Below are 22,181 nucleotides of genomic sequence, written 5' to 3' on the forward strand. Positions count from 1 at the left end.
CCTTGCGGCAGCGTCCTGTGTGGACGCTGCCACCAACGGAAAGGTCGAAATGGGTCAGAGTTCGTTGTCTAGCAGGGAGAACATGTCGTCCAGGGTGGCCGCCTCGAGGTCCGCCCGGTCGTCCGAGCCGGCGCGGGTCCTGTCCCGCCACAGCGCGACCAGCTGGCGCAGCCTCGTTTCCACCCGGGCCCCGTCGGTGGTCGCCGGGTCGAGCGCCGACAGCGCCGCCTCCAGGTGGGTGATCTCGCTGTCCACACCGGACACTTCGGCGGCAGTCGCGGGTACCACTTCGGCTTGGAGGAACTCGGACATGGCGTCCGGAGTCGGGTAGTCGAAGATCAGCGTCGCGGGCAGGCGCAGGCCGGTCGCCTCGCCGAGCTGGTTGCGCAGCTCGACCGCGGTCAGCGAGTCGAAGCCCAGGTCGGTGAACGCCCTGTCCGGCTCGATCGTGTCCGGCCCCGCATGACCGAGCACGGCGGCCGCCTGGCGGCGCACCACGGCGAGCAACGCCTGCCGGGCATCGGCCTGGGACAGCCCGGCCAGACGCCGCCGCAGCTCGTCCGCCTGACCCGCGGTGTCGGCCGAAGCCGACCGGCGGGCGCGCTGCGGCACCAGCGCCCGCAGCAGTGGCGGCACCGAGGCGTTCTCGGCGAGTGCCCTGAGCCTGGCCACGTCGAGCTTCACCGGCACCGTCGCCGGCGCCACCACGGACGTGGCCAGGTCGAACAGCGCGAGGCCCTCGGCCGCGGTGAGCGCACCGAAGCCCTCTCGTGCCATCCGGCCGGCGTCCGTCGCCGCACCCATGCCGTCGGCCCAGAGGCCGTAGGCCAGGGACGAGGCGGGCAGGCCCAGTGAGCGCCGGTGTTCGGCGAGCGCGTCGAGGAAGGTGTTCGCCGCGGCGTAGTTCGCCTGCCCCGGTGTGCCCAGGACGCCCGCGGCCGAGGAGAAGAGGACGAACATCGTCAGATCTCGTCCGAGGGTCAGCTCGTGCAGGTTCCAGGCCGCGTCCACCTTGGGGCGCAGGACCTTGTCCAGCCGGTCCGGCGTCAGCGAGGTGAACAGGCCGTCGTCGAGCACGCCGGCCGCGTGGACGACACCGGTCAGCACCGGGATGCCGTCCAGCAGGAGTTCCAGTGCGGACCGGTCGGCCGCGTCGCACGCGGCGACGCGGACCTCGGCGCCCAGCCCGGTCAGGTCGCGGACCAGTTCCGCCGCACCCGGCGCGTCCACGCCGCGCCGGCCCACGAGAACGAGGTCCCGCACGCCGAGCGCGGTGACCAGGTGCCGGGCCAGAACAGCGCCGAGGCCACCGGTACCGCCGGTCACGAGGACCGTTCCGCTCGTGTCGAGCACTCGCGGCACGGTCAGCACGACCTTGCCCGCGTGCTCGGCGCGACCGAGGAAGCGTGCCGCCTCGGGAGCCTCGCGGACGTCCCAGGAGCGGACCGGCAGGGGGTTGAGCAAGCCCGACTCGAACATCGTGATCAGCTCCTCCCACATCGCCGCGATCCGTTCGGTGCCCGCGTCTTCGACGTCGCACACCCGGTGAGTCACATCTGGATACTGCCCTGCGAAATCGCTCGCCGGGCGAAGATCGGCGTTCCCCATTTCCACCCATCGCCCACCGCGCGGCAACAGCCGGACCGCCGCGTCGGCGGCCTCGCCGGGGAGCGCGTCGAGGACGACGTCGACGCCGCGGCCGTTGCTGGAGGCCAGGAATCGCTGCTCGAAGCCGGGGGTCCGCGCGGAGGCGATGCGGCTGTCGGGCAGACCCGCCGCGCGCAGGACGTCCCACTGGCCTTCATCGGCCGTGCCGTAGACCTCCGCACCGAGGTGCCGGGCGATCTGGGTGGCGGCCATGCCGACGTCGCCGGCCGCGGCGTTGATCAGCACCGTCTCCCCCGCGGACAGACCGGCCAGGTCGCGCAGCGCGTACCAGGCGGTCAGGAACGCCCGCGGCACGGAAGCCGCCTGCTCGAACGTCCACCAGTGAGGGACCTTGGTGACGAACGCGCGTTCGGTGCGGACCACCGGGCCGAAACCGTTGTGCACCAAGCCCATCACCGGATCGCCGGCGCGGAGGTCAGTGACGCCCTCCCCCACCTCGACGACGATGCCCGCGGCTTCGAGGCCGAGCATCCCGGCGTCACCGGAACAGGCGCCCGCGGCACGGACGCCGATCCGGACCTCGTGTGCGGCCAGTGGCGCGGCGGCTTCCGGGAAGGGCTGGAACGTGAACTGGTCCAGGTTCTCCCCGCTCGGTGAGCCCAGCCGCCAGACGCGCTCGCCCGGCGGCGGGACCAGTTCCGGCGCGCTGCTCGCACGAAGCAGGCGGCAGGCGTGCACGACGCCGTCGCGCACCGCCAGCTGCGTCTCGTCGCCGAGGTTCGCGACCGCCGGTTCCACGTCCTGCTCGGAGGCGTCCAGCAGCACCAACCGGCCGGGGTTCTCCGCCTGGGCACTGCGGATGAGGCCCCAGACCGAGGCCGTGACCGGGCTGACCTCGTCGCCACCGCGCACCCGCACCGCCTGGTGGGTGAGCACGACGAGCTTGCCACCCGCGTCGCGGTCGTCCGCCAGCCACGCCTGAACGGTGGCGAGCGTGCTCGCCAGCACGTCGTGCACGGCGCGCGGAACCGCCTCCGCGGGCGGTTGCACCCGGAGCACCGTCACCGGTGGCGCGGTCTGCCCGGCCTCGTCGTGGTAGGCCCAGGCGACCGGGGCACCGCCACCCGCGACCGGCACCCACTCCGTCCGGAACAGCCAGTCCGAAGTGGACGGTTGAGTGCTGAGCTGCTCCTTGGAGACCTCGCGCAGCAGCAGGGATCCGACGGTGAGCACCGGTGCGCCCGCGGTGTCGGTGAGTTCCAGCCGGACCGAGTCGGCGCCGGTGGGGGTGACCGTGACGCGCACCGCGGTCGCGTTCGTGGCGTGCAGCGAGACGTCGCGCCACAGGAACGGCAGACGCGCGGTCGCCTCTCCGTCGAAGCCGAGCAGCCCGATGGGGTGCAGGGCCGCGTCGAGCAACGCCGGGTGGATGCCGAAGCGGGGCACGTCACCGTGCGCCACGTCCGGCAGCACCACGTCGGCGAAGATCTCCGCGTCCCGCAGCCAGGCGGAGGCGAGGCCCTGGAACACCGGGCCGTAGCTCAGGCCCGTGGCCTCCAGGTCGGAGTAGAGGCCTTCCAGGTCGAGGACTTCCGCATCCGCCGGCGGCCATGCGCCCGCCGCCGGGGGGAGGTTCTCGTCGGGCGTGAGCACACCCGTCGCGTGCTGCGTCCACGGTTCCTCGACGGAGGCGTCCGCCCGCCTCGAGTACACCGCGACCTCGCGCCCACCGTCCTCGGCTGATGCGCCGACGACGACCTGGACGGCCAGCCCGCCCTGGTCGGGCAGCACCATCGGCGCCGCCAGGGTCAGCTCGGCCACCCTCGGGCAGCCGAGCTCGTCGCCCGCCCGGACGGCCATCTCGACCAGAGCCGCGCCGGGCACCAGGACCGCACCGAGCACGGTGTGGTCCACGAGCCACGGCTGGGCGGTGCGGGACAGCCTGCCGAAGCAGATCAGCCCGTCCCCGTCCGGCGTGGACACGGTCGCGCCGAGCAACGGGTGCTCGGTCGTCGTCAGTCCGAGCCCGGCGGCGTCGCCGGTCACCGGACCGCTCTCGAGCCAATAACGCTCACGCTGGAAGGCGTAGGTCGGGAGCTCGGTGCGCCGGGCACCGGTGCCGGCGAAGAACGTCTCCCAGTCCACGGTCACGCCCGCCGCCACCAACCGGCCGAAGGCGGCTTCCGCGGACTGCCGCTCGGGGCGGTCCTTGCGCAGCAACGGGACGAACACCGCCGCGTCGCTCGCGCAGTCGTGGCCCATCGCGGACAGCACACCGTCCGGGCCCAGTTCGACGAACCTGGTGACGCCCGCGGCTTCCAGCGCGCGAACGCCGTCTGCGAAGCGAACGGTGTCACGCACGTGCCGGACCCAGTACCGCGGGTCGGTGAGCTCGGTCGCCGGCAGGCCGGTCACGTTCGACACGACCGGGATCGTGGGCTCCCGGTAGTCCAGTGAGCACGCGACCTCCTCGAAGCCGGCGAGCATCGGGTCCATCAGCACCGAGTGGAAGGCGTGCGAGACGGAAAGTCGCTTGGTCCGGCGGCCACGGGTGCGGAAGCTCTCGGCCACAGCCAGCGTCGGAGCCTCCACACCGGACAGCACGACCGCGGACGGACCGTTGACGGCGGCCAGGCCGACCTCGGCGGTGAGGTGCTCGCGCACCTCGTCCTCGGTGGCCTCGACGGCCACCATGGCGCCGCCGGCGGGCAGTGCCTGCATCAGCCGTCCGCGCGCCTCGACGAGCGTGGCCGCGTCCTGGAGCGACAACACCCCGGAGACGTGCGCCGCGCTGAGCTCGCCGATGGAGTGACCGGCCAGGAAGTCCGGTCGCACACCCCACGACTCGACCAGCCGGTACAACGCGACTTCCAGCGCGAACAACGCGGGCTGCGCATTGCCCGTCTGGTTCAGCACATCGGCGTCGTCGATCTCCCGGACACCCGGCAACAACGCCGCGATCTCGTCGTACGCCTCGGCGAAGACGGGGAAAGCCGCGTACAACTCACGGCCCATCCCCAGTCGCTGCGAACCCTGTCCGGTGAACAGGACGGCGAGCTTCCCGCCCACAGCGCGATCGGCCGTCACGTTCGCCGCGGGGTGCCCGTCCGCCAGCGCGGCGAGCCCGGCGCGCAGGTCGGCGGGGCCACCCGTCACGACGGCTCGGCGTTCGTGCACGGTGCGGGTGGTGACCAAGGAGTACGCGACGTCCACCGGTTCCGCGAGCTCGGCGTTGAGCAGACGCTCCGCCTGCGCCCGCAGGGCGTTCTCCGTCCGTCCGGAAAGGACGTACGGGAGCAGCGCCGGCGTCCTGACCTCTCGCGGGGCCACCGGGATGTCCGGTCCCTGCTCGAGGATGACGTGCGCGTTGGTGCCGCTGATGCCGAACGCCGACACGGCCGCACGACGGGGGCGGTCGTGCCGCGCCCACGGCCGGGCCTCGGTCGCCAGCTCGACCGCGCCCTCGGTCCAGTCCACGTGCGGGGACGGCGAGTCGATGTGCAGGCTGGCCGGGATGACCCCGTGCCGCATCGCCTCGACCATCTTGATGATCCCGGCGACACCGGCCGCGGCCTGGGTGTGCCCGATGTTCGACTTGACCGAGCCGAGCACCAGCGGCACGTCCCGGTCCTGGCCGTAGGTGGCCAGCACCGCCTGCGCCTCGATCGGGTCACCCAGCGCGGTGCCGGTGCCGTGCGCCTCGAGCGCGTCCACGTCCACAGTGGACAGTCCGGCGGCCGCGAGGGCCTGGCGGATCACGCGCACCTGGGACGGACCGTTCGGCGCGGTCAGGCCGTTCGACGCACCGTCCTGGTTCACCGCCGAACCCCTGACCACGGCCAGGACGCGGTGACCGTTGCGCTGGGCGTCGGACAACCGCTCCAGGAGCAGGAAGCCCGCGCCTTCCGACCAACCGGTGCCGTCCGCCGCCGCGGCGAACGGCTTGCACCGGCCGTCTGCGGCCAGGCCGCGCTGCCGGGAGAACTCGATGAACGGGTTCGGCGTGGCCATCACCGTCGCGCCACCCGCCAGCGCCAGGTCGCAGTCGCCCGACCGCAGCGCCTGCGCCGCGAGGTGCAGCGCGACCAGCGACGACGAGCACGCGGTGTCCACCGACACCGCGGGACCTTCCAGCCCGAAGGTGTAGGACACCCGGCCGGACAGGACGCTGTTCGCGCTGCCGGTGCCGAGCAGGCCCTCGAAGCCGTCGGGCGTGCTCGTCAGGCGGGACGCGTAGTCGTTGTACATCACGCCGGCGAACACACCGGTGGGGCTGCCCTTGAGCACCGCAGGGTCGATCCCCGCGCGTTCGAAAGCCTCCTGGGCGGTCTCCAGCAGCAGGCGCTGCTGCGGGTCGACGGTCATCGCCTCGCGGGGAGAGATGCCGAAGAACTCGGCGTCGAAGTCCGCCGCGTCGAGCAGGAACCCGCCCTCGCGGGTGTAGCTCTTCCCGGTGCGGTCGGGGTCCGGGTCGTACAGGTCTTCCAGGTCCCAGCCGCGGTCGGCCGGGAACGGCGTGATCGCGTCGGTGCCCTCCGAGACCAACCGCCACAGGTCCTCCGGCGAGCGGACGCCACCGGGGTAGCGGCAGCTCATCGCGATGATCGCGATGGGCTCGTCCGACGCGGCGGACCGCGTCACCGGGACCACCGCGGTGGCCGTCACACCGAGGAGCTCGGTGCGGACGTACTCGGCCAGCGCCAGGGGCGTCGGGTAGTCGAAGATCAGCGTCGCCGGCAGCCGCAGGCCGGTCGCCTCACCGAGCCGGTTGCGCAGCTCGACCGCCGTGAGCGAGTCGAAGCCCAACTCGGTGAACGCACGTCCCACCTCCACCGCGGCCGTGGCGCTGTGGCCCAGGACCTCGGCGACGCGCGCCCGGACCAGGTCCGTCACGTGCGTGTGCTGGTCGGCGTCGGAGAGTCTGGACAGGGTCTCCAGCAGCGCGGACACCGCCTGGGCGTTCACGGCGCTGCGCAGGCGCGGAACCCGGACCAGGCCACGCAGCACCGCCGGGATCGGCGAGGTGCGGGCGTGGGCCTGCAACGTCGCGAGGTCCAGCTTCACCGGCACCGGCACCGCCGTCCGCGCGGCGAGCGCGGCGTCGAACAGCGCCAGGCCCTCCTGCACGGACAGTGCGCCGAAGCCGTCCCGGCTCAACCGGTCCACATCGGACCCGTCGCCCATGCCGTCCGCCCACAGACCGTAGGCCAGGGAACGGGCGGGCAGCCCTTCGGCGACCCGCAGCTCGGCCAGGGCGTCGAGGACCGCGTTCGCCGCGGCGTAGTTAGCCTGACCGGGACCACCGAGGACGCCGGAGACCGAGGACAGCAGGACGAACTGGCTCAGCGGCCGGTCGCGGGTCAGCTCGTGCAGCGCCACGGCCGCTTCGGCCTTCGGGCGCAGGACGGTGTCCATCCGCTCCGGCGTCAGTGCCGTGACCACGCCGTCGTCGAGCACACCGGCGGCGTGCACGATCCCGGTCAGGTCGGGGATCGAGTCCAGCAACGCCGCCAGGGCGTCCCGGTCCGCGACATCGCACGCCTTGACCTCGGCACCCAGCTCGGCGGCGAGTTCGGCCGCGCCGGGCGCTTCCAGGCCGCGGCGGCTGGTCAGGACCAGCTTCGTGACGCCGTGCACCTCCACGAGGTGCCGGGCGATCGCGGCGCCGATCCCACCCGTGCCGCCGGTGACGAGGACGGTGCCCTCGCCCCACCCGGCCGGGTCGGCGGTGCGCGCCCGGACGAGCCGGGGCGCCAGTGTTTCGCCGTCGTGGACGCGGATCTGCGGCTCGCCCGTCGCCAGCGCCGCGGTGACGTCGTCGCCCTCGACGATGACGAACCGGCCGGGGTTCTCCGACTCCGCGCTGCGGACCAGACCGCGCACCGCCGCACCGGACAGCGACTCGTCGGTCACGACGACCAGCCGCGCGTCGGCGAACCGCTCCTCGGCGAGGAAGCCCTGGATCGCCGCCAGGGTGCTGTGCAGGACGTCCCGCGGGTCGCCCGCCGCGACGTCCAGGACCAGCGCCGCGGGAACGTCGTCGCCGGCCTCCCGCAGCGGCAGGTGCTCGACCGGAGTTCCCTGTGCGGGCACGGGAACCCAGGACAGCTCGTACAGCGGCTCGTCGGTCGAGTTCAGCTGCTCGGCGGAGGCGGCGCGGACGACCAGCGAGCCGATCGTCGCGACGGGAGCGCCGGTGCTGTCGGCGACGAGCACCGACACCCGGTCGGTACCGGTCGAGGTGACCCGGACGCGCAACGTGGTCGCACCGGTCGCGTGCAGGGTCACCGAGCCGAACGAGAACGGAAGACGGGTCCCCTCCCCCTCGATGAGGCCGATCGTGTGCAACGCCGCGTCGAGCAGTGCCGGGTGCAGGCCGAACCTGCCTGCCTGGTCGTGCTCCGCTTCGGGCAGCGCGACCTCGGCCCAGACGTCGTCGCCGGCGCGCCAGGCGGCCCGCAGGCCCTGGAACACCGGTCCGTAGACCAGTCCGGCGGCCTCGAGGTCCTCGTACACCCCGTCGAGCTCCACGGTCTCGCCCGCGGGCGGCCAGGCCGCCAGGTCGAACGCCGGGGCGGCCGTGGCGGGCGACAACGTGCCCGCCGCGTGCTCGGTCCACGACCCGTGCGCACCGCGGGAGTGCACCGACACCGGTCGCCGGCCGACGTTGTCCGCCGCGCCGACCAGCACCTGGACGTCCAGTGATCCGGACGACGGCAGCAGCAGCGGTGCCTGGACCGTCAGCTCCTCGACCGTGCCGCAGCCGGCTTCGTCGCCGGCGCGCACGACCAGTTCCAGGATCCCGGTTCCCGGCATGAGCACGGTGCCCAGCGCGGCGTGGTCCGCGAGCCACGGGTGCGTGGCCAGGGACAACCGGCCGGTGAACACCCAGCCGTCACCGTCGGCGAAGGGCACGGCCGCACCGAGCAGCGGGTGCTCGGTGGGCACGAGACCGACGGCGGAGACGTCCGCGCCCGCACCGGCGGAGGCGAGCCAGAACCGCTGGTGCTGGAAGGCCGAGGTCGGCAGGTCCACGATCCGCGCGCCGCTGCCCGCGAACACCGCGGACCAGTCGACCTGCTCACCCCCGGTGTACGCGGCGGCCAGCCCGGTCAGTGCGGACGTGGCCTCGTCGCGGTCCTTGCGCAGGAACGAGGTGAACAGGCCGTCAGCGCTGTCGGCGCCCATCGCCGACAGCACACCGTCCGGACCGACCTCGAGGAAGCGGGTGACGCCCTTGTCGTGCAGCCAGGAGACGGTGTCGGCGAAGCGCACGGTCGCCCGGACGTGCTCGACCCAGTGCTCGGGATCGGTCAGCCGGTCGGTGACGAGCTGTCCGGTGACCGTGGAGACGACCGGGATCGACGGTGCCGCGTAGGTCAGCGACTCCGCCACCGCGCGGAACTCGTCCAGCATCGGCTCCATGAGCACCGAGTGGAACGCGTGCGACACGGCCAGTCGCTTGGTGCGGCGGCCGAGCTTCTCGAACTTCTTGGCGACCTTGAGGGTCTGGGACGCCGCGCCCGAGAGCACCACGGCGTTCGGGCCGTTCACCGCGGCCAGGGAGACCTTGGGAGACAGGTGTTCCCGGACCTCGTCCTCGGTCGCCTGAACCGCGACCATCGCACCACCAGCGGGCAACGCCTGCATCAGTCGACCCCGCGCCGACACCAGCTTCGCCGCGTCCTCCAGCGACAACACACCGGCGACGTGCGCCGCCGCGATCTCACCGATCGAATGCCCGGCGAGGAAGTCCGGGGCGATGCCCCATGACCGGACAAGGCGGAACAGCGCCACTTCCAGCGCGAAGATCGCGGGCTGGGCGTTGCCGGTCTGGCCGAGCACGTCCGCGTCGGTGATGTCCCTGATACCAGGCAGGCATTCGCAGACCTCGTCATAAGCCTCGGCGAAGACCGGGAAAGCCTTGTACAGCCCGGCACCCATGCCCAGCCGCTGCGAGCCCTGGCCGGTGAACAGCACCGCCGTCCGTCCGGAGAGGACCCTGCCGGTCGTGACCGACGGCGGGGTCTCCCCTGCCGACAGCGCCGTCAGACCGGCGCGCAGCTCCTGCTCAGTGGTGCCGACCACGACGGCCCGGTGGTCGTGCGAGGTGCGCGTGGTGGCCAGCGAGAGGCCGAGGTCGGCGTGCTGACCGTCGACCGCCAGCAGCCGGACCGCCTGCTCGCGCAGTGCCTCCTCGCTGCGCCCGGAGAGCACCCAGGGCACGGCGGGGAGTTCCGCGTCCTCGCGCGGTGGCACGGGCACGTCCGGAGCCTGTTCCAGGATCACGTGCGCGTTGGTGCCGCTGATGCCGAAGGACGACACGGCGGCACGGCGCGGCCGGCCGACCTCGGGCCAGGCGCGCTGTTCGGTGAGCAGGCTGACGTCACCCGACGCCCAGTCGACGTGCGGGGTCGGCTCCTGCAGGTGCAGCGTCGCGGGGAGCACGCCGTGCCGCAGCGCCTGGACCATCTTGATGACACCGGCGACACCGGCCGAGGCCTGGGTGTGGCCGATGTTCGACTTGATCGAGCCGAGGTAGAGCGGTTCCTCGTCGCGCTCCTGGCCGTAGGTGGCGAGCAGCGCCTGGGCCTCGATCGGGTCGCCCAGCGGGGTACCGGTGCCGTGCGCCTCGACGACGTCCACAGTGGACGACGCGATGCCCGCGCTGGCCAGTGCCTGGCGGATCACCCGCTGCTGCGACGGACCGTTCGGCGCGGTCAGGCCGTTCGACGCACCGTCCTGGTTCACCGCCGAACCCCTGACCACGGCCAGGACGCGGTGACCGTTGCGCTGCGCGTCGGACAACCGCTCCAGCACCAGCACACCGACGCCTTCGGACCAGCCGGTGCCGTCGGCGTCGGCCGAGAAGGACTTGCACCGGCCGTCGACGGCGAGACCGCGCTGCCGGGAGAAGCCGATGAAGGTGTCCGGCGAGGCCATGACGGTGACACCGCCCGCCAGTGCCATCGAGCACTCGCCGGTGCGCAGCGCCTGCATCGCCCAGTGCATGGCGACCAGCGAGGACGAGCACGCCGTGTCGACCGTGACGGCGGGGCCCTCCAGACCGAGGGTGTAGGCCACGCGCCCGGACAGCACGCTGCCGGACGTGCCGGTGCCGATGAAACCCTCGACACCGTCGGGCAGCACGCCGAGACGAGCACCGTAGTCGTGGTACATCAGCCCGGCGAACACGCCGGTCTGCGAGCCCTTGAGGCCGGTCGGGTCCACCCGTGCGTGCTCCAGCGCCTCCCACGAGACCTCCAGCAGCAACCGCTGCTGCGGGTCCATCGCCAGCGCCTCGCGCGGCGAGATCCCGAAGAACTCCGGGTCGAAGTCGCCGGCGTCGTGCAGGAACCCGCCCTCCCGCGTGTAGGTCTTGCCTTGCGCGTCGGGGTCGGGGTGGTAGATCCCGTCGACGTCCCACCCGCGGTCCTCGGGGAAGCGGGTGACCCCGTCGCGGCCGTTCGTGACCAGGTCCCACAGGTCCTCCGGCGAACCGACACCACCGGGGTAGCGGCAGGCCATGCCCACGATGGCGATCGGGTCGTCGCCGAGTGCCACGGGGGCGAACGCCGGCGTCGCCGGACCGGCCAGCTCGTCGACGAACTCGGCCTGGACGAACTCGGCCAGCACCAGGGGCGTGGGGTAGTCGAAGATGAGGGTGGCGGGCAACCGCAGGCCCGTGGCCGTGTCGAGGCGGTTGCGGAGCTCGACCGCGGTGAGCGAGTCGAAACCCAGGTCGCCGAACGCGCGGTCGGTCTCGACCGCGTCCGGGCTGGTGTGGCCCAGCACCAGCGCGACCTCGGTGCGGATCAGCTCGAGCAGCTGCCGCAGCCGTTCGGCTGGGGGAAGCGCACCCAGCCGCTGGCGCAGCCCGGCACCTTCCTCCGTGCGCGCGGCACGGCGTGGACGCACCTTGACGAGGCTCCGCAGGACGTGCGGGACCACGCCGGTGGCCAACGCGGCGTCCCTGACCGCGGCGACGTCCAGCCGCATCGCGACCGGGTTCGGGTCGTCGCCCAGCGCGAGCAGGTCGAACAGCGCCAGGCCGTCCTCGGCCGACAAGGCCGCGAAACCGGCGGGACCGGCGGCCTGGCCGTGGCCCATGCCCTCGTCCCACAGGCCGTAGGCGATCGACGTCGCCGGCAGTCCTTGCGCGCGGCGATGTGCGGCCAGCCCGTCGAGGAAGCCGTTCGCCGCCGCGTAGTTCGCCTGGCCCGGCGCGCCGAGCGTGCCCGCGATCGAGGAGAACGTGACGAACAGGTCGAGATCGGTGGTCAGCTCGTGCAGGTGCCAGGCGGCCTCGGCCTTGGGACGCAACACGGCTTCGACGCGGTCACGGGTCATCGCGTCGAGCACGCCGTCGTCGAGCACACCGGCCGCGTGCACGATTCCGCGCAGCGGCTGGTCGGCGGGAACGAGAGCGAGCGCGGCCTCGAGCTGGCCGCGGTCGGAGACGTCGCACGCGGCGACCGTCACCTCCGCGCCGAGCGCCGTCAGCTCCTGCACCAGCCGGGGTGCGCCGGGGCTGTCGCCACCGGAACGGCTCACGAGCACCAGGTGCCGGACGCCGTGGTGCTCGACGAGGCGGCGGGCGACCAGTGCGCCCAGACCGCCGGTACCGCCGGTGACCAGAACGGTCCCGTCCACCGACCAGTCGTCGCTGCCGGTCGCCCTGGAGCGGACGAGCCGGGGAACCCTCAGCTCGCCGTCGGTGAGCAGGACCTCCGGCTCGCCCGTGCCGACCGCCGCGGCGACGTCACCGTCGCCGTGCACCAGCACGAACCGGTCGGGGTGCTCGGCCTGAGCGCTGCGCACGAGCCCGCTCACCGCGGCGTGTGCGGGAACGCCCGGGACCGTGCGCACGACCAGCTTGGCCTCGCGGTCCTCGGCCAGCCACGACTGCAGCAGCTCCAAGACCTCGACGGTCAGGACGTCGGCCGCACCCTCGGGAACGGCGTGGACGAACGCGTCCGCGGCGGCCTCCTGGCCGTGCGGCAGGACATCGGCCCGAGCGCCTGGGGTGACCGGCACCCAGTCCACGGTGAACAGGGCATCGCGCTCGGCCAGGTTGACCGGGCGCAGCTGCTCCTCGCTGATCTCCCTCAGCGCCAGCCGGTCGACCGAGAGCACGGGAGCGCCGGTGACGTCGGCCACCCGCAACGACAGCGCGCCCGATCCCGCCGGAGCGAGCCGCACCCGCAGCGCGGTCGCACCGGCGGCGTGCAGCGTCAGGCCGGCCAGCGAGAACGGCAGCCGTGCCTGGCCGCCGGAGAGCCCGACGGCGTGCAGCGCGGCGTCCAGCAGGGCCGGGTGCAGGCCGAACCGGCTGACGTCGGTGTCAGCGGGCAGCTCGACCTCGGCGAACGTCTCCTCACCCCGGCGCCACGCGGCGCGCAGGCCGCGGAACACCCCGCCGTAGTCCAGTCCGGCCTCGGCGAGGTTCGCGTAGAAGCCGTCGAGGTCGACCGGTGCGGCGTTCTCCGGCGGCCACGCGGTCTGCGGTTCTCCCGCCTCGTCGCCGCCGCGAGCGAGCGTTCCGAAGGCGTGCAGGGTCCATTCGTCGTCGACGCCCTCGGGTCGCGAGTGGACGGTCACTGCGCGGCGACCATCCACTTCGGACTCCGCGAGGGACACCCGGAGCTGCAGGGCCACGGTGCCGAGCACCAGTGGTGCCTGGAGAACGAGCTCCTCGACCGTGTCGCAGCCGACCTCGTCGCCCGCCCGGACGGCCAGTTCGGCGAACGCGGTGCCGGGGAGCAGGACCGTGCCCAGCACCCGGTGCCCGGCCAGCCACGGCTGTGCGTCCAGCGAGAGCCGGCCGGTCAGCACGAGTCCCCCGCTGTCCGGGAGCGTGACGGTGGCGCCGAGCAGCGGGTGGTCCAGCGCGCCGAGACCCAGGCTCGGGGCGTCGCCCGCGGCGGGCGTGGAGTGCAGCCAGAACCGCTGCTGCCGGAAGGGGTAGGTCGGCAGGTCGACGACCTTCGCGCCGCTGCCGGCGAAGTACTCCTGCCAGCCGACGTCGACGCCGTGGCTGTACAACGTGCCCACCGCGGTCACCAGCGAGGTCGCCTCGTCGCGGTCCCTGCGCAGGGACGGGACGAACACCGCCTCGACCGTGTCCTGTCCGAGCCCGGACAGGGCGGCGTCGGGACCGATCTCCAGGAACCGGGTCACGTCCAGGCCGGACAGCGTCGTCAGGCCGTCGGCGAACCGCACCGGCTTGCGCACGTGCTCGACCCAGTACTCCGGCGACGTCAGCACACCCGGCCCGACCAGGGCACCGGTCACCGTGGACACCATCGGAACCGCCGGTTCGCGGTACTCGACCGACTCCGCCACCGCGCGGAACTCGGCGAGCATCGGCTCCATCAGCACCGAGTGGAACGCGTGCGAGACCGCCAGCCGCTTCGTGCGGCGGCCGAGTTCCTTGAACTTCTCGGCGACCTCCAGAACCGGCGACGCCGCACCGGACAGCACCACGGCGTTCGGGCCGTTGACCGCGGCCAGGGAGACCTCGTCGGACAGGTGTTCCCGGACCTCGTCCTCGGTCGCCTGAACCGCGACCATCGCACCACCGGCGGGCAACGCCTGCATCAGACGACCCCGCGCGGACACCAGCTTCGCCGCGTCCTGCAACGAGAGCACACCGGCGACATGGGCCGCCGCGATCTCACCGATCGAATGCCCGGCAAGGAAATCGGGCGTCACACCCCACGACCGGACCAAGCGGAACAGCGCGACCTCAAGAGCGAAAATCGCGGGCTGGGCGTTGGCGGTCTGGCCGAGCACGTCCGGGTCGGTGATGTCCTTGATACCGGGCAGGTATTCGCAGACCTCGTCGTAGGCCTCGGCGAAGACCGGGAAGGCCTCGTACAGCCCGGCACCCATGCCCAGCCGCTGGGAACCCTGGCCGGTGAACAGGAGCGCGAGCCTGCCGGGAGCGGCCAGACCGGTGACCACGCCGGCCGCCTGGCCGGTGGCGGCGAACGCCGACAGCCCGGCGAGCACGCTCTCGTGGTCGGCACCGACCACGACGGCGCGCCGTTCGTGGGACTGGCGCGTCGTGACCAGCGAGTAGCCGACGTCCAGCAGGGACTGCGAGTTCGCGTCGGCGGCGAGTCGGCTCGCCTGCTCCCGCAGGGCCTCCTCGGAGCGGGCGGACAGCACCAGCGGCACCACCTCGGGCGGGTTCGTCTCCGTCTCCGCGGCGGTGGGTGCCGGGACGTGCTCGAGCACGACGTGCGCGTTGGTCCCGCTGAAGCCGAAGGACGACACGCTCGCCCGGCGCGGCGCACCGGTCTCCGGCCAGCCGACCTGCTCGGTCAGCAGCCGGATCGCGCCGGTGTCCCAGTCGACCTGGCCGGACGGCTCGTCGATGTGCAGGGTGCGCGGCAGCACGCCCCTGTTCATCGCCTCCACCATCTTGATGACACCGGCGATGCCCGCCGCTGCCTGCGTGTGGCCGATGTTCGACTTCACCGACCCCAGCCACAACGGCTCCCGCCGGTCCTGGCCGTAGGTCGCGAGCAGCGCCTGCGCCTCGATCGGGTCGCCGAGCCGGGTGCCGGTGCCGTGCGCCTCCACCGCATCGACGTCCGAAGTGGACAGACCGGCGTTGGCGAGCGCCTGCCGGATCACCCGCTGCTGCGACGGACCGTTCGGCGCGGTAAGACCGCTGGACGCACCGTCCTGGTTGACTGCGGAACCCTTGAGCAGGGCCAAAACCGGGTGGCCGTTGCGCCGCGCGTCGGACAACCGCTCCAGCAGCACCATGCCGACGCCCTCGCCCCAGCTGACGCCGTCGGCGCCGTCGGCGAAGGCCTTGCAGCGGCCGTCGAGCGCCATGGCCTGCTGCTTGCTGAAGTCGATGAACGGACCGGGCGTGGACATCACGGTCACACCACCGGCGAGAGCCAGCTCGCACTCACCCGAGCGGAGCGAGTGGGCCGCCATGTGCAACGCCACCAACGACGACGAGCAGGCGGTGTCGACGGACACGGCCGGTCCCTCGAAACCGAAGGTGTAGGCGATCCGCCCGGACATCATGGAGCCCGAGGTCCCGGTGCCGAGGAACCCCTCGACGTCGTCGGGAATCGTCTGCAGCTGCGAGGCGTAGTCGTGGTAGATGGCGCCCGCGAACACACCGGTCGCGCTGCCGCGCAGGTCCGCCGGCTTGAGCCCGGCCCGCTCGAACGCCTCCCAGGAGACCTCCAGCAGCACCCGCTGCTGCGGGTCCATCGCCAGTGCCTCGCGCGGCGAGATCCGGAAGAACTCCGGGTCGAAGTCACCGGCGTTCTCCAGGAAGCCGCCGACCCTCGTGTTCGAGACGCCCTGCTTGCCCGGCGTGGTGTCGAACAGCGCCGCCAGGTCCCACCCGCGGTCGTCCGGGAAGGGGGAGATCCCCTCGCGGCCCTCGGCCACCAGCGACCAGAGGTCCTCCGGTGAGCGCACCCCGCCGGGGAACCGGCAGCTCATGGCGACGATCGCGATGGGGTCGTCGGAGGCCGCGACTTGCGCCCGCACCGCGGGCGTGCCCGCCACCCCCAGCTCACCCAGCAGCTCGGCGCGCAGGAAACCCGCCAGCGCGACGGGGGTCGGGTGGTCGAAGGTCACCGTCGACGGCAGCCGCAGGCCGGTCGCCGAACTCAGGCGGTTGCGCAGCTCGACGGCGGTCAGCGAGTCGAAACCGAGGTCCAGGAAGCCGCGGCCGGGTTCGATGCCGCCCGCGGTCACGTGGCCGAGCACCAGCCCGACCTCGGTGCGGACCAGGTCCAGCAGCTCGTGGTCCTGCTCGGCCTCGGTGAGCGAGGCGAGGCGGCGCGCGAGCGAGGAGCCCCGCCCGGCACCGGACTGCGCGACGCGCCTGCCCGGTGTGCGCACGAGAGCGCCGAGAACGGCCGGCAGCGAGGTGCTCCGCGCGGAGGCCCGGAGCGCGGGCAGGTCCAGCTTGATCGGAACGGCGACGGGCGCGGCGGCCGCGAGCGCGGCGTCGAACAGCGCCAGGCCCTCCGGCACGGTGAGCGCGGGCGTACCACCGTTGCGCAACCGGGCGAGGTCGGCGTCGCCGAGCGTCTCCCCCATGCCGGCCGCCCACAGACCCCACGCCATCGACTGGCCCGGCAGGCCGAGGGCCCGCCGGTGCTCGGCGAGCGCGTCGAGGTAGGCGTTCGCGGCGGCGTAGCTGCCCTGCCCCGGTGCGCCGAGCACGCCGGCGGCCGAGGAGAAGGTGACGAACAGGGCCAGGTCGTGGTGCGCGGTCAGCTCGTGCAGGTACCGGGCGGCGTCGGCCTTCGGACCCAGCACGCCCGCCACCCGCTGCGGGGTCAGCGAGTCGATCGTGCCGTCGTCGAGCACACCCGCCGCGTGCACCACGCCGGTCAGCTCGACGCCGTCGAGCAGTGCGGCCAGCGCGTCGCGGTCCGCCACGTCGCAGGCCACGGCCGACACCTCGGCACCCAACGCGGTGAGCTCCTCGACCAGCGCCGCTGCACCGGGGGCGGCGAGCCCACGGCGGCTGGTGAGCAGGAGCTTGCGCACACCGTGGCCGGTGACGAGGTGCTTGGCCACCACGGCACCCAGGCCGCCGGTGCCACCGGTCACCAGCACGGTCTTGTCCGGCTCGGGCGCCCGTGGCATCGACAGCGCGACCTTGCCGATGTGCTTGGCCTGGCTCAGGAAGCGGAACGCCGCCCGTGCCTGGCGCACGTCCCACACCTTCACCGGAAGGGGTTCGAGCACTCCCCGGTCGAACAGCTCGACCAGGGCGGTCCACATCTGCGCCGTGCGCTCGGGCCCGGCCTCGCTCAGGTCGAACGCCTGGTAGCGCACGTCCTGGTGCAGGGTGGCCACGTCGCGGACGTCGGCCTTGCCCATCTCCAGGAAGCGCCCGCCCGGCGCCATCGTCCGCAGCGACGCGTCCACGAAGTCGCCCGCCAGCGCGTTGAGCACGACGTCGACCCGGCCGAACTGCTGCTCGAAGTCGAGCGTGCGGGACGAGGCGATGCGCTCGTCGGCGATGCCCGCCTCCCGCAGCACGTGCTGCTTGCTCTCGCTCGCCGTGCCGTACACCACGGCACCCAGGTGGTTCGCGAGCTGCGTCGCGGCCATGCCCACACCACCGGCGGCGGAGTGGATCAGGATCGACTCCCCCGCCTTCAGCTCGCCCAGATCGCACAACGCGTAGTAGGCGGTGAGGAACACCAGCGGCACGGTCGCGGCCTGCTCGAAGGTCCACCCCGCGGGCTTGCGGGTGATCATCTGACGTTCCACCACCGCCGACGGACCACCGCCACCGGCGACCAGGCCCATGACCTCGTCACCGGGTGCGAGGTCGGTCACGGACGCGCCCACCTCGGTCACGACACCGGCGAACTCGCTGACGAGCAGCCCGGCCTCGCCGCGGTACATGCCCAGGACGTTCAGCACGTCCCGGAAGTTCAGGCCCGCCGCGCGCACGGCGACGCGGACCTCGGTCGGCGCGAGCGGCTGCGCCGCCACCGGCTCCAGCACCAGGTGGTCGACGGTGCCCTGGCCCGACATGCCCAGCCGCCAGCCATCACCCGCGGGCGGGACCAGGCGGCCGGTGGTGTCCGTGGCCACCAGGCGCGGCACCAGGAGCTCGCCGTCGCGCACGGCCAGTTGCGGCTCGTCGCACGCGAGGACGGCGTCGGTGATCTCGGCGGCGTCCACCAGCGCGAAGCGGTCGGGGTGCTCGGACTGCGCGGAGCGCACCAGGCCCCAGATGGCGGCCACGGCCGGGTCGACGGCGGGATCGTCCGCTCCGGCCGAGACGGCGTCGACGGTCTGGACCAGGAGTTTCGCGGTCTCGAACCGCTCCTCGGCCAGCCACTGCTGCAGCACGCCGAGCGTGGCGAGGACCGTGCCGTGCACGTCCTCGCCGCCGGCGCGGTACACGACGACCGGCGGAACTTCCTCGCCCAGGTCTTCCCACCGCACCCAGCCGGGTGCGTCGGCGACCGCGGAGGTGACGGGGTTCCAAGCGAGCTCGTAGAGCCCGTTCTGGTCGGCGGACGTGCGGATCTGCTCGGCCGACACCGGCCGCACGGCCAGCGAACCGACCGTGGCGATGGGCGCGCCCTCACCGTCGGCGACCTGCAGGGTGATCGCGTCGGTACCCGCCGGGGACAGCCACACCCGCAGGTCGGCGGCGCCGGAGGCGTGCAGGGTCACGTCCGACCAGGCGAACGGCAGCCGGGCCTGGCCGTCGTCGGAGGCCAGGGCGTGCAGGGCGGCGTCGAGCAGCGCCGGGTGCAGGCCGAACCGGCCCGCCTGGTCCCGTGCCCGGTCGGGCAGCGCGACCTCGGCGAAGGTGTCCTCGCCCCGCCGCCACACCGCTCGCAGGCCCTGGAACGTCTCGCCGTAGTCCAGTCCCAGTGCGGCGAGCTCCTGGTAGTGGCCGTCGAGTCCGACCGCCTCCGCGCCGGGCGGTGGCCACTCGGCGAGGTCCCAGGACGTGCCGTGGCTCGCCGCGGCCAGCGAACCGGAAGCGTGCAGCGTCCACGCGCCGTCGACCGCGGCGCTGCTGGAGCGCGAGTGCAGGGTCAGCGGACGGCGGCCGGTCTCGTCCGGCGCACCCACCCACAGCTGGACGTGCACGCCCGCGTTCTCGGGCAGTACCAGCGGTGCCTGGAGGGTGAGCTCCTCAATGCCGGTGAGCCCGGTCTCGTCGGCCGCGCGCACGGCCAGTTCGACCAGCGCCGTGCCGGGCACGACCACCGCGCCCATGACGACGTGGTCGGCCAGCCACGGGTGGGTCCTGGTGGACAGGATGCCGGTGAACAGGAACCCGTCGGCGTCGGCGACCGAGACGGCGGCACCGAGCAGCGGGTGGTCCAGCGAGCTGAGGCCGAGGCCGGACGCGTCGCCCGCGGGCGTGGTGACGGGCAGCCAGTAGCGGTCGCGCTGGAACGGGTAGGTGGGCAGGCCGACCACACGGGCACCGGAGAAGTACGCGGCCCAGTCGACCAGGCCGCCGTGGACGTGCAGCTCGGCGAGAGCGGACAGGATCGTCGCGACCTCGTCGCGGTCCCGGCGCAGGGCGGGGACGAACCGGCCGTCCGCGCAGTCCTGCCCGGCGGCGGAGAGCACGCCGTCCGGGCCCAGCTCCAGGTACCGCGTGACACCGGCCGACGCCAGGGTCCTGACACCGTCGGCGAACCGGACGGCCTCGCGGACGTGCCGCACCCAGTAGCCGGGGTCGCAGATCTCCTCGGTGCGGGCGAGCTGACCGGTGACGTTGGAGACCAGGGCGATCTTCGGGGTCTGGTAGGTCACCTCGCGCACGACCTCGGCGAACTCCGCGAGCATGTCGTCCATCAGCGAGGAGTGGAACGCGTGCGAGACCGAGAGAGCCTTGGTCTTGCGGCCTGAGGCGGCGAACCGCGCGGTCATCTCGGCGACGGCGTCCGCGTCACCCGAGATCACGACCGCCTCGGGACCGTTGATCGCGGCGATGTCGACGCCGTCGCGCAGCGCGGCCCTGACCTCCTCCTCGTCGGCCTGGATCGCGGCCATGCCCCCGCCGCGGGGCAGCGCCTGCATGAGCCTGCCGCGGGCCTGCACCAGCTTCGCCGCGTCCTGCAGAGACCAGACGCCGGCGACGTGTGCCGCGGCCAGTTCGCCGACGGAGTGGCCGATCAGGAAGTCCGGTCGCACACCCCACGACTCGACCAGCCGGTACAACGCGACTTCCAGCGCGAACAACGCGGGCTGCGCGTTGCCCGTCTGGTTCAGCACTTCGGCGTCGTCGATCTCCCGGACACCGGGCAACAACGCCGCGATCTCGTCATAGGCCTCGGCGAAGACGGGGAAAGCCGCGTACAGCTCACGCCCCATCCCCAGCCGCTGCGAACCCTGTCCCGTGAACATGACGGCGAGCTGGCCGCCCACGGCCTCGCCGGTGGTGACGCCGGGCGCGCCAGAACCCTGGGCGACGGCGCGCACACCCGCGCGCAGGGAGTCGAGGTCGGTACCGGTGACGACCGCGCGGCGCTGAGCGGTCGCCCGCGTCGCGGCCAGCGAGTAGCCGATGTCGGCCGGGTCTTCGTCGACTGAGAGCAGCGCCTCGGCCTGTGCCCGCAGAGCGGCGTCGGTCCTGCCGGACAGCACCCAGGGGATTACCGCGGGCACGGGCCCGCGGTCGGGCAGCTCCGCCGGCTCCGGTGCCTGCTCCAGGATGACGTGGGCGTTGGTGCCGCTGATGCCGAACGACGACACACCCGCGCGGCGGACGCGATCGGCCGGCCAGGTGCGGTTCTCGGTGAGCAGCGAGATCGAGCCGGACGACCAGTCGACCTGCGGGGTGGGGGCGTCGACGTGCAGGCTCGCGGGCAGCACTCCGTTGCGCAGCGCGAGGATCATCTTGATCACGCTGGCGACGCCGGCGGCGGCCTGCGTGTGACCGATGTTCGACTTGACCGAGCCGAGGTGCAGCGGACGGCCCGGCTCCCGGCTCCGGCCGTAGGTGGCCTGCAGCGCCTGCACCTCGATGGGGTCGCCGAGGGTGGTCCCGGTGCCGTGCGCCTCGACGGCGTCGATGTCCTTCGCGGACAGGTGGGCATCGGTGAGCGCGGCGCGGATGACGCGCTGCTGCGACGGGCCGTTGGGCGCGGTGAGGCCGTTGGACGCGCCGTCGGAGTTGACCGCGGTGCCGCGGATGACGGCGAGGACCTGGTGGCCGTTGCGCTGGGCGTCGGACAGCCGCTCGAGCACGACCACACCAGCGCCCTCGCCCCACCCGGTGCCGTCGGAAGCAGCGGCGAACGCCTTGACCAGGCCGTCCCGGGACAATCCGCGCTGGCGGGAGAACTCGACGAAGGCGCCGGGATCCGACATCACCGTGGCGCCGCCGGACAGCGCGAGGTCGGACTCGCCCGCGCGCAGCGACCGGACCGCGAGGTGCAACGTCACCAGCGATGCCGAACACGCCGTGTCGACGGTGACCGACGGACCCTCGATCCCCAGCACGTAGGAGATCCGGCCGGACAGGACGCTGCCCGCGGTGCCGGTGCCCAGGTAGCCCTCGACGCCTTCGACGCCCCTGGGGATGTCGCGCGCGTAGTCCACGCCGTTCGTGCCCATGAACACGCCGGCGCGGCTGCCCTTGAGCGAGGTCGGGTCGATGCCGGCCCGCTCCAGTGCCTCCCACGAGGTCTCCAGCAGCAGGCGCTGCTGCGGGTCCATCGACACCGCTTCCCGCGGGGAGACACCGAAGAACTCCGGGTCGAACTCGTCGGCGTCGTGCACGAAGCCGCCGAGCCGCACGTAGCTCGTGCCCAGGTGGTCGGGGTCGGGGTCGAACAGGCCCTCGACGTCCCAGCCCCGGTTGTCCGGGAACTCGGTGATCCCGTGCCGCCCGGTGACCAGCAGGTCCCAGAACTGCTCGGGTGTGCGCACGCCGCCGGGGAAGCGGCAGCCGATTCCCACGACCGCGATCGGCTCGGCTTCCCGGTCCTCGACCTCGGCCAGGCGGTTGCGGGTGCGCTGCAGCTCACCGGTGACGCGGGTCAGGTAGTCGCGCAGCTTGGCGTTCTCATCCATTGTTGCCC

The 22,181-nt window shown here is 73.1% G+C and carries 1 protein-coding gene; it reads right to left on the reverse strand.

Going from position 1 to position 22,181, the window contains the following annotated elements; translation table 11 throughout:
- Positions 1 to 54: 54 nt before the first annotated feature.
- The gene (locus AB0M48_RS00185) at positions 55 to 22,173 is read right to left on the reverse strand and encodes an SDR family NAD(P)-dependent oxidoreductase (RefSeq protein WP_363834604.1); all 22,119 of its coding nucleotides are present in this window, start codon (positions 22,171 to 22,173) and stop codon (positions 55 to 57) included.
- Between the last annotated feature and the right edge of the window lie 8 nt (positions 22,174 to 22,181).

The organism is Lentzea sp. NPDC051208, from assembly GCF_040682435.1.
GTDB lineage: Bacteria > Actinomycetota > Actinomycetes > Mycobacteriales > Pseudonocardiaceae > Lentzea > Lentzea kristufekii.